Genomic DNA, 9781 nt, shown 5'->3' with positions numbered 1-9781 from the left:
CGCCGACGCGGCGGGCGAGGGTGAGCAGTTCGAGGGTGGGCTTGCGGACGGCACCGTCCACGTGGTCGACATAGACGAGGACTTCAGCCATGGGACTTCTTCTCTCCTGCGAATCCGAGGTGTCTGGGGGCGGCGGCGGGACTCAGATGAACTTCTGACCCGCGAGGCTGCCTAATTAGACGAATTTGCGCTCCGCGAGGAAGGCGGCGAGCTGCTTGCCGCCCTCGCCCTCGTCCTTGACGATCGTGCCCGCGGTACGGGCCGGGCGCTCCTCGGCGCCGTCGACCTTCGTCCAGGCGCCCTCAAGACCCACTTCCTCGGCCTCGATGTCGAGGTCGGACAGGTCCCAGGAGGTCACCGGCTTCTTCTTGGCCGCCATGATGCCCTTGAAGGACGGGTAGCGGGCCTCACCCGACTGGTCGGTCACCGACACCACCGCCGGAAGCGACGCCTGAAGCTGCTCGGTCGCCGTGTCGCCGTCCCGGCGGCCCCTGACCGTGCCGTCCTCGACCGAGACCTCCGACAACAGCGTGACCTGCGGGACGCCCAGGCGCTCGGCGAGGATCGCCGGGAGCACGCCCATGGTGCCGTCGGTGGAGGCCATGCCGCAGACGACCAGGTCGTAACCGGTCTTCTCGATCGCCTTGGCCAGCACCAGCGAGGTGCCCAGCGCATCGGTGCCGTGCAGATCGTCGTCCTCGACGTGCACGGCCTTGTCGGCGCCCATCGACAGCGCCTTGCGCAGCGCGTCCTTGGCGTCCTCCGGACCCACGGTCAGCACCGTGATCTCCGCGTCGTCCGCCTCATCGGCGATCTGGAGGGCCTGCTCGACCGCGTACTCGTCCAGCTCCGAAAGCAGGCCGTCCACATCGTCACGGTCGAGCGTCAGGTCCTCGGCGAAGTGCCGGTCGCCGGTAGCGTCGGGCACGTACTTCACACAGACAACGATCCTCAAGCTCACGCCGGCTCTCCTACTGCATCGTCTCTTCCGGGCTGCCTTGTGCTGGCAGCATAGGCGCCCTCGGGGGCTCTTCCCGGTCGGTTCGCGGCCGGGGCGGCCCATGCACCGAACGAAATATTACTCGCCAGTACACCCAGGGTGTTCCCCGGACGCAACCCGCTTGAACTGTGACCTTGCCAACGGATGATCAGCGGGCGCTCAGTCGCGCAGCGCGTTGAAGCGTCCCTGGTGGTACAGGAGCGGCCGTCCGGCCCCCGCCGGGTCGCCCGCGACCACCTCGCCGATCACCACGCGATGGTCCCCGGCGGGTATGCGCGCCACCACCCGGCACACCAGCCACGCCAGCACCCCGTCCAGCACCGGCACTCCCTCCGGCCCGGTACGCCAGCTGGTGTCGGGGCCGAAACGGTCCGCGCCGCTGCGGGCGAAGGTCGCGGCCAGCTCCCGCTGGTGCTCCCCCAGGACGTGCACGCCGACGTACTCGGACTCGGCGATCACCGGCCAGCTGGAGGAGCCCTTGCCGACGCCGAACGACAGCAGCGGCGGCTCGGCGGCGACGGAGGCCAGGGAGGTCGCGGTGAAGCCGACGGGGTGCGGCCCCTGCGCGGTGATCACCGCGACGCCCGCGGCGTGCCTGCGGAAGACGGAGCGGAAGAGTTCGGGGGCGCTGAGCCGGGGCGTGCCGAGGTCGGGCGAAGCGGTCATGGGCATGTCCTTCTGCGGTGGGGTGCGGGCGGGGGGTGCCGTGCTGTCGTCGTCGCTCACCCGCCCGGACACCGCGCACTCGCGGTCCGCAAGAGATCCACGTGTACGCGTCCGTAGAGAAAGAGAAGGCCAGGCCGCATGACGTCACCCTGACGACGCGCGCGGCGCACCGTCAAGTGCGGACCGGCGGACGGGACTCCGCCGCGGGCTCAGCCGCCGTGACCTCACGCCGCGTCAGACCGCCTCGCCCAGAGCGGCGATGACGTCCGCGGTCCGCGGCTGCCCGGCCGCGCGGCGCACGATCCGGCCGTGGGCGTCGAGCACCAGCACAGTGGGCGTCCGCACGATGTCCAGCATCCGTACGAGTTCCAGATGCGCCTCGGCGTCGATCTCGACATGGGTGACGCCGTCGACCATGTGGGCCACCTCGGCCAGGACCCGCCGGGTGGCCCGGCAGGGCTGGCAGAAGGCGCTGGAGAACTGGACGAGGGTGGCCCGGGGCCCCAGATCCGCTCCGAGCTGGGCCGCCCCGAGCCGCTTCCCCTCGTCCTCCGCGCCCTGCCGCTGGTCGTGTCGCACGCTGTCCTCCGTATCCGATGCGGTCACATAGGGTGCAGCGACATGGGCCGTTAGGGGATTCCCCAGAGCCCGACGTGATGAGGATCTCGCGGATGGGCGGGGACCCGCGCTAGCACAGAGAGATGACATAGGGCACCATCTGCCAGAAGCCGGGAAACCTACGGCTGCGTAACTTCCGCCGGGAGAGCCCTCCCAGGGAAAACGATGAAGGGTCCCTCTATGGCAGAGCTCGTCTACCCGCCGGTGATCGGCGCGGCCCGCACCATGTTCAAGGCGCTGGACCTGCGTATCGACATGAAGGGCACCGAGAACGTCCCGGAGCGGGGTGGCGCGGTTCTGGTGAGCAACCACATCGGCTATCTCGACTTCGTGTTCGCCGGGTTCACCGCCCGTCCGGCGAAGCGGCTGGTGCGGTTCATGGCGAAGGAAGCGGTCTTCCGCCACAAGGTCTCCGGGCCGCTGATGCGGGCCATGAAGCACATTCCGGTGGACCGGGCCGCGGGCATGGACGCGTACAAGCACGCCCTGAAGGCGCTGCGCGCGGGCGAGATCATCGGCGTCTTCCCCGAAGCGACCATCTCGCGCTCGTTCGCCCTCAAGAACTTCAAGTCGGGCGCGGCCCGGCTGGCCCAGGAAGCGGGCGTACCGGTGCTGCCGATGGCGCTGTGGGGGACGCAGCGGCTGTGGACCAAGGGCCACAAGCGGGCGCTGGGGCGCAACCACTTCCCGATCACCATGCGGGTCGGCGAGCCGATGGAAGCCGACCCGACGGAGCCGTCCGACACGCTCACCGAGCGCGTGCGGGGGCGGGTGCAGGAGTTGCTGGAGGCGGCGCAGCGAGCGTACCCGGTGCGGCCGAAGGACGCGGACGACACCTGGTGGGTCCCGGCCCACCTGGGCGGCACGGCGCCCACCCCGGCGGAGGCCATCGCCCTGGACCGCGGGCGGTAATTCCCCGGGGACGCGGCGCGGCCGCCTCCCCGGGTGGGAGAGGCGGCCACGGCGGAGAGCGGCTAGCGCTTCATCTCCTCGCGGAGGGCCGCCACGAAGCCGTCGACGTCCTCTTCCCGGGTGTCGAAGGAGCACATCCACCGCACATCGCCCGCCGCCTCGTCCCAGAAGTAGAAGCGGTACCGCTTCTGGAGGCGTTCGCTCACATCGTGCGGCAGCCGCGCGAAGACCGCGTTGGCCTGGACGGAGTGCAGAATCGTCACGCCTTCGACCCCGCGCACCCCCTCGGCGAGCCGCCGCGCCATCGCGTTGGCATGGCGCGCGTTGCGCAGCCACAGGTCGCGCGCGAGCAGGGCCTCCAGCTGGACGGAGACGAACCGCATCTTGGATGCCAGCTGCATGGACAGCTTGCGCAGATGCTTCATGGCACGCACCGCGTCCGGGTCGAGGACGACCACGGCCTCGCCGAAGAGCATGCCGTTCTTGGTGCCGCCGAAGGACAGCACGTCCACGCCCGGCACATTGGTGAACGACCGCATCGGCACGTCCAGCGCCGCGGCCGCGTTGGCTATCCGCGCCCCGTCGAGGTGGACCTTCATGCCGCGCTCATGGGCGTGCTCGCAGATCGCACGGATCTCGTCGACCGTGTAGACGGTGCCCAGCTCGGTGTTCTGGGCGATCGAGACGACCTGCGGCATCGCCCGGTGCTCGTCGTCCCAGCCGTACGCCTCCCGGTCGATGAGGTCGGGGGTGAGCTTGCCGTCCTCGGTGGGCACGGTGAGCAGCTTCAGCCCGCCGACCCGCTCGGGCGCACCGCATTCGTCGACGTTGATGTGCGCGGTGTCCGCGCAGATGACGGCGCCCCAGCGGTCGGTGAGCGCCTGGAGCGCGACGACGTTGGCGCCGGTGCCGTTGAAGACCGGGAACGCCTGCGCGTAGGGGCCGAAGTGGCTGCGCATGACGTGCTGGAGATGCGCGGTGTAGTCGTCCTCGCCGTAGGCGACCTGATGGCCGCCGTTGGCGAGGGCGAGCGCGGCGAGGATCTCCGGGTGGCCGCCCGCGTAGTTGTCACTGGCGAAGCCGCGTACCTCGGGGTCGTGATGACGGCGTGCGTCGGTCCTCACGGCTTGGGAGTCAGCCACTGGCGGGTTCCGTTCACTTCCCGGGCGGGCCGCTCCCAGACTCCGGCGATGGCGTCGGCCAGCTCCGTGACGTCCGTGAAGCCCGCGAACTTCGCGTTGGGGCGCTCCGCGCGCATGGCGTCGTGCACCAGCGCCTTGATCACCAGGATGACAGCAGCGGCCGGGGGACCGCTCTCGCCCCCCAGCTTGCCGAACGAGTCGCCGAGCGCGAGCGTCCACGCCTCGGCGGCGGCCTTGGCGGCGGCGTACGCGGCGTTGCCCGCGGTCGGCTGGGACGCGCCAGCCGCGCTGATCAGCACATAGCGGCCGTTGCCGGTGCGCCGCAGGGCGTCGTGGAAGGCGAGCGAGGTGTGCTGGGCGGTGCGGATCAGCAGATCGTGCAGGGTGTCCCAGTCGGCGAGCGGCGCGTCGGCGAAGGTCTTGCTGCCGCGCCAGCCGCCGACGAGGTGGACCAGGCCGTCGACGCGGCCGAACTCCTTCTCGATCCGGTCGGCCCACGCGCGGGTGGCGTCCAGGTCGAGCAGGTCGATCGTCTCCCCGGTGACGGTGGCGCCGCCGTGGGCGTAGCGCGCGGCGTCGACGGCCTCGGCCAGCCGCGCGGGGTCGGAGTCGGAGGCGACGACGGTGGCACCGGCCTCGGCCAGACGGAGCAGCGCGGCGCGGCCCGCCGGGCCCGCAGCGCCGGCCACCGCCACCACGGCGCCGTCCAGAGGCGTCCTGCCGCCCGGCTCGTTGGGGGTCGGGCTCGACGTCGGTGTGGTCATGCTCGCTGTCTCCTCGTCGTCCGGTGCCGTGCGGCCGTCCGGTGGTGTGGCGCGGTCCGCCGCGGGGCTCACGCCGCCGCTCGTACGTCGTCGCCGCCACCGGCGGTGATGCCCTTGGTGGAGGCAACCACGTCCCGCAGCTTCTTGGCGAGAGCCTCGTAGAACATGCTCAGCGGAAATTCGTCGGGGAGCACGTCGTCGACGAGCTTGCGCGGCGGCTGCGTCAGGTCAAGCGCGTCGGGGCCCTTGGCCCAGACGGAGCCGGGGTGCGGGGCGAGATAGGTCGACACCAGCTCGTACGCCTTGAACCAGTGGACGAGCTTCGGCCGGTCGATGCCGTCCCGGTACAGCTTCTCGATCTCACCGCACAGCTGGTTGGTGACCTGCGAGGCGCGCGACCAGTCGATGTGCAGGGTGTTGTCCGTCCAGCGTACGACGTCGTGCTGGTGGAGATAGGCGAACAGCAACTGGCCGCCGAGCCCGTCGTAGTTGCGGACCCGCTCACCGGTGACGGGGAAGCGGAACATCCGGTCGAAGATCACGGCGTACTGGACGTCACGGGCCTGGGCCAGCCCCTCAGCGTCGAGCTTCACGGCCTCCTTGAAGGCGGTGAGGTCACAGCGCAGCTCCTCCAGGCCGTACATCCAGAACGGCTGGCGCTGCTTGATCATGAAGGGATCGAACGGCAGGTCGCCATGGCTGTGGGTGCGGTCGTGGACCATGTCCCACAGGGCGAACGCCTCCTGGCAGCGCCGCTGGTCGGCGAGCATGTCCCGGATGTCGTCGGGGAGTTCGATGCCCAGCGCGCGGACGGCGGCCTCGCTGACCCGGCGGAAGCGGGCGGCCTCGCGGTCGCAGAAGATGCCGCCCCAGGAGAAGCGCTCGGGGGCCTCGCGCACGGCGATGGTCTCCGGGAAGAGCACGGCCGAGTTGGTGTCGTAGCCGGAGGTGAAGTCCTCGAAGGCGAGCCCGAGGTAGAGCGGGTTGTCGAAGCGGGTGCGCTCCAGCTCGGCCAGCCAGTCGGGCCAGACCATGCGCAGGACGACCGCCTCCAGATTGCGGTTCGGGTTGCCGTTCTGCGTGTACATGGGGAAGACGACGAGGTGCTGGAGGCCGTCGGCGCGCCCCTGCGCGGGCTGGAAGGCGAGCAGCGAGTCGAGGAAGTCGGGGACGCCGAAGCCGTCGTCGGCCCAGCGGCGCAGATCGGCGACGAGCGCGCGGTGGTACGCGGCGTTGTGCGGGAGCAGCGGGGCCAGCTCCTCGATGGCCGCGATCACCCTTTCGAGCGTGTCGCGGGCGCGGTGGCGCGGTGGCGCCCCCTCGGCGTCGAAGTCGATGGAACCGTCCTTGGACTGCCAGGGGCGAATCGTTTCTACAGCACCTTTGAGGGCTGGCCAGGCCGGGTGTTCGATCACACGCTCCGCAGGCAGAATGCCACCGTCCGCTATCACGGACGAAAGAATTTCCGTCATGACGACTCCTTCACCGGAGAACCTTCCGTGTAGACACCGTATCTGTGGATGACCTCGCCGCTCAAGGCCAGGTAACGGAAATCGTCCTGCGTCACCTCCGCATCACCGCCGTTTTTCCTGCCCCATCCGCCCCGGACCATGCCACGGCCGTGCTTGAGCGGTCCTGCCGGAGTCGGCCGTTAGGCTGAGCGCCGGTCCGGCGAGCCCGTGCCTCCACACCAGCCGTAGAGCGGCCGAAGAAGCGGCCGAAGAGCGTCGAAAAGCCCGACAGAAGAGCGAGATCACGTTGACCTTTCTCACCATCGGACACCGCGGAGTGATGGGCGTCGAACCGGAGAACACCCTGCGCTCCTTCGTCCGGGCCGAGCACGAGGGCCTGGACGTCATCGAACTGGACCTGCACCTCAGCAAGGACGGCGCGCTCGTCGTCATGCACGACGCCGAGGTCGACCGCACGACCGACGGCAAGGGCCCCATCAGCGACTTCACCCTCGCCGAGCTGCGCGAACTGGACGCCGGGGACGGCGAGCGGATTCCGGTCTTCGAGGAGGTCGTGGACGCGGTGAAGGCGCCGCTCCAGGCCGAGATCAAGGACGTGGCCGCCGCACGGGCCCTGGCCGAGGTGCTGACCAACCGCGATCTGCTCGGCCGGGTCGATGTGATCTCCTTCCACGACGAGGCCCTCGCCGAGATCCGCACCCTGCTGCCCAGCGCCCGCACCGCCCTGGTGGCCAGCCGCTACGGGCTCGACGCCATCGACCGGGCGCACGCCGTCGGCGCCGGGATGCTGGTGCTCAACATCCGCCGGCTGACCCTGGAGCTGGTGGAGCGCGCCCACGCCGCCGACCTCAAGGTCATCGGCTGGACGGTGAACACCCCGGACCATCTGAAGCTGGCCCGCGGCCTCCGCCTCGACGGCGGCACGACCGACTTCCCGGAGATCCGCCGGGCGGCGCGCTACACGGCGTGAGCGCTCACACGGCGTGAGCGCCGCGCTTCCGTGGTGAGGTCGTTCAGCCCAGCGGCTTGACCAGCAGCTCGAACTCGAGATCGGCGCGGCGCGGCACGCCGAAGCGCTCGTCGCCGTACGGGAACGGGGTCATCCGTCCCGTACGGGCGTAGCCGCGCCGCTCGTACCAGGCGATCAGCTCCTCGCGGGCGGTGATCACCGTCATGTGCATCTCGCGGACGGCCCACTCGGCCGCCGCGAACCGCTCGGCTTCGGCCAAGATCAGCTTCCCGAGGCCGCCGCCCTGGAGCCCGGGCCGCACGGCGAACATGCCGAAGTAGGCGTGGTCGCCGCGGCGCTCCAGCTGGCAGCAGGCGATCAGGTCGCCGTCCCGCTCGACGAGCGTCATCCGGCTGTCCGCGCCCCGTACGACGGCCCCCACGCCCTCGGGGTCGGTGCGCTGCCCGCCCAGGATGTCCGCCTCCGTCGTCCATCCGGCCCGGCTGGCGTCCCCGCGGTACGCCGACTCGATCAGCGCGACCAGCGCCTCGACGTCGGCCTCGGTCGCCCCGCGGTAGGTGAGCGCGCCGGTGGCGGTGTTCGCGGCGGGGTGGTTCATGGTGCGGTGTCCTCTCCCTGGCGGGTCCCGGCGGGCGGCCGGGTGACCCCGCGGATGACGGGAAGAAGACCCTAACCCCGTCCCGCCCGGGCCGGGGTGCGTAGGGTCGCGGTCATGGTGCACGTACTGAGCAGCCGCACACTGCTGCGGCCGACGGACCCCGAGCGCTCGCGGGCCTTCTACGGCGAGGCGCTGGGCCTGCCGATCTACCGCGAGTTCGGGACCGGCCCCGAGCGCGGCACGGTCTACTTCCTGGGCGGTGGCTTCCTGGAGGTCTCCGGCCGCTCCGACACCCCGCCCGCACCCGGGCTCCAGCTGTGGCTCCAGGTCGCGGACGCGGAGGCGGCCCACGAGGAGCTGGCGGCCCGGGACGTGGAGATCCTGCGGCCGCCGAAGAAGGAGCCGTGGGGGCTGGTCGAGATGTGGATCGCCGATCCGGACGGCGTGCGCATCGCGGTCGTGGAGGTCCCCGAGGACCACCCCCTGCGCTACCGCCCCTAGTCCACGTCTGCCTCCGCTAATCCACACCGAGCAGGCGCAGCCCGGCCGCGGTGACGGCCGCGGCCAGGACGACCACCAGGAACGGCGCCTTGCGCCAGGCCAGCGCTCCGGCGACCGCGACCCCGGCCGGGCGGGCGATCCCGGCGGGGCCGTGGCCCTCGGTGAGCGCCGTCGTCGCCGCGACGGCGGCCAGCAGGACGATGGCGGCCGTCTCCATCAGCTTCTCCACCCGGGGCGGGAGCGTGATCCGGCTGCGCAGCAGCGGTCCGGCGATCCGGAGGGCGTACGTACCGGCCGCGAGCGCGAGGATCGCGGCGGCGAGCGTCAGGGAGCCGGGCACGGGCGCTCCTCCTCGGAGTGATTCGGTTCGTGCGGTACGGCCGCCAGCGCCACCCCGGCCAGGGCGAGCAGGACGGGCACTCCGGCGGGCAGGAAGGGGGTGGTCGCCAGGGCGATGACGACGCCCGCCGGGACCGCCCGGCGCTTGTCCCGGTCGCGCAGCGCGGGCAGGACCAGGGCCAGCAGGATGGCGGGGAACATCGCGTCCAGACCGAACACATCGGTGTCGTCGATGACGCTGCCGATCAGGCCGCCGCTCACCGCGCCCAGCGGCCAGCAGAGAAGGACGCCGAGACCGCAGGCCCAGTAGGCGGCGCGCTGCCGCGCGATGCCGTCCTGGGCGAGCGCGAAGACAACGCTCTCGTCGTTCATCAGATGGCTGCCGAGGAGGCGCCGACCGCCGCGTCCCAGGACATCGGGCAGGGCCAGCCCGAACGGCAGGTGGCGGGCGTTGACCACCAGCCCGGCCAGCACCGCAGCGATGGGGCTGCCGCCCGCGGCGATGAGCCCGATGAACAGGAACTCCGAGGCACCGGCGAGCACCAGCACGCTCAACGCGGCCGGAACCCACAGCGGGAGACCGGACGCGACGGCGATCGCCCCGTACGACAGGCTGGTGACGCCCACGGCCAGGCAGACGAGCGCGATGTCCCGCAGCAGCACACGATCGAGCGTTCTCCATATCGAATGCATGACGCATAGAATGAACAACGCGGGGTGCGTTCGTCAAACCGAACATTTATCTTCTGGAGCGAACGGATGGCACAGGATTCACCGGCAGCGGCTTCGGAGGCTCTTA

General features: G+C 71.0%; 13 protein-coding genes and 1 pseudogene. 3 read left to right on the top strand and 11 right to left on the bottom strand.

All coding sequences use genetic code 11. The features are described 5' to 3' along the window. The 5 genes and pseudogenes from ACH4TL_RS10480 to ACH4TL_RS10460 form a co-directional block, all read right to left on the bottom strand. Positions 1-91 (bottom strand): annotated as a pseudogene (locus tag ACH4TL_RS10480) (electron transfer flavoprotein subunit alpha/FixB family protein); the annotation flags it as partial. A gap of 84 nt (positions 92-175) precedes the next feature. Beyond that, on the bottom strand, positions 176-961 hold the full coding sequence (locus ACH4TL_RS10475; RefSeq protein WP_398425206.1) for an electron transfer flavoprotein subunit beta/FixA family protein: 786 nt from the start codon (positions 959-961) through the stop codon (positions 176-178). Between the two features lie 198 nt (positions 962-1159). After that, entirely contained in the window at positions 1160-1666 is a 507-nt protein-coding gene (locus tag ACH4TL_RS10470; protein WP_398308909.1) for a flavin reductase family protein, read from the bottom strand. A gap of 56 nt (positions 1667-1722) precedes the next feature. Beyond that, positions 1723-1806, bottom strand: coding sequence for a putative leader peptide (locus ACH4TL_RS10465; RefSeq protein ID WP_398311475.1), 84 nt, complete (start codon positions 1804-1806; stop codon positions 1723-1725). A gap of 94 nt (positions 1807-1900) precedes the next feature. Then, positions 1901-2245, bottom strand: a complete 345-nt coding sequence (locus ACH4TL_RS10460; RefSeq protein WP_398308912.1) for a TlpA family protein disulfide reductase — start codon at positions 2243-2245, stop codon at positions 1901-1903. Between the two features lie 219 nt (positions 2246-2464). Here ACH4TL_RS10460 and ACH4TL_RS10455 point away from each other — a divergent pair, with 219 nt between their 5' ends. Continuing rightward, positions 2465-3196: a lysophospholipid acyltransferase family protein gene (locus ACH4TL_RS10455; RefSeq protein WP_398308915.1), complete on the top strand. Its 732-nt coding sequence runs from the start codon at positions 2465-2467 to the stop codon at positions 3194-3196. Positions 3197-3258: 62 nt separating this feature from the next. On the opposite strand, the gene ACH4TL_RS10450 is transcribed toward ACH4TL_RS10455, so the two are convergent. The 3 genes from ACH4TL_RS10450 to ACH4TL_RS10440 form a co-directional block, all read right to left on the bottom strand. Then, entirely contained in the window at positions 3259-4320 is a 1062-nt protein-coding gene (locus ACH4TL_RS10450) for a threonine aldolase family protein (protein WP_398308918.1), read from the bottom strand. Next, positions 4317-5102, bottom strand: a complete 786-nt coding sequence (locus tag ACH4TL_RS10445) for an SDR family NAD(P)-dependent oxidoreductase (protein ID WP_398308921.1) — start codon at positions 5100-5102, stop codon at positions 4317-4319. The genes ACH4TL_RS10450 and ACH4TL_RS10445 overlap by 4 nt, the downstream gene beginning before the upstream one ends. Before the next feature lie 68 nt (positions 5103-5170). Next, complete coding sequence (locus ACH4TL_RS10440; protein ID WP_398308924.1) at positions 5171-6574, bottom strand: DUF6421 family protein; 1404 nt, start codon at positions 6572-6574, stop codon at positions 5171-5173. A 286-nt stretch (positions 6575-6860) separates the two neighbouring features. Between ACH4TL_RS10440 and ACH4TL_RS10435 the strand changes: the two genes are divergently transcribed. Further along, on the top strand, positions 6861-7544 hold the full coding sequence (locus ACH4TL_RS10435; protein ID WP_398308927.1) for a glycerophosphodiester phosphodiesterase: 684 nt from the start codon (positions 6861-6863) through the stop codon (positions 7542-7544). A gap of 43 nt (positions 7545-7587) precedes the next feature. Here ACH4TL_RS10435 and ACH4TL_RS10430 read toward each other — a convergent pair whose 3' ends face one another. Next, on the bottom strand, positions 7588-8142 hold the full coding sequence (locus ACH4TL_RS10430; RefSeq protein WP_398308930.1) for a GNAT family N-acetyltransferase: 555 nt from the start codon (positions 8140-8142) through the stop codon (positions 7588-7590). 114 nt (positions 8143-8256) lie between these two features. On the opposite strand from ACH4TL_RS10430, the gene ACH4TL_RS10425 reads away from it, so the two are divergent. Further along, on the top strand, positions 8257-8643 hold the full coding sequence (locus ACH4TL_RS10425) for a VOC family protein (RefSeq protein ID WP_398308933.1): 387 nt from the start codon (positions 8257-8259) through the stop codon (positions 8641-8643). Between the two features lie 16 nt (positions 8644-8659). Here the strand turns inward: ACH4TL_RS10425 and ACH4TL_RS10420 are convergent, their stop codons facing one another. Both ACH4TL_RS10420 and ACH4TL_RS10415 read right to left on the bottom strand, forming a co-directional pair. Beyond that, the gene (locus tag ACH4TL_RS10420; protein WP_398308936.1) at positions 8660-8983 is read right to left on the bottom strand and encodes an AzlD domain-containing protein; all 324 of its coding nucleotides are present in this window, start codon (positions 8981-8983) and stop codon (positions 8660-8662) included. Beyond that, positions 8968-9675 carry an AzlC family ABC transporter permease gene (locus ACH4TL_RS10415; protein WP_398308939.1) on the bottom strand — a complete coding sequence of 236 codons (708 nt, stop codon included), beginning with the start codon at positions 9673-9675 and terminating at the stop codon, positions 8968-8970. Before ACH4TL_RS10415 ends, ACH4TL_RS10420 begins: the two co-directional genes overlap by 16 nt. Positions 9676-9781 lie beyond the last annotated feature (106 nt).

The sequence above is a fragment of the Streptomyces sp. NPDC021115 genome (genome assembly GCF_044333065.1).
In the GTDB taxonomy this organism is placed as follows: domain Bacteria; phylum Actinomycetota; class Actinomycetes; order Streptomycetales; family Streptomycetaceae; genus Streptomyces.
Note: the sequence above shows the minus strand (reverse complement) of the source record. Positions and strands in the feature narration are given on the sequence as shown.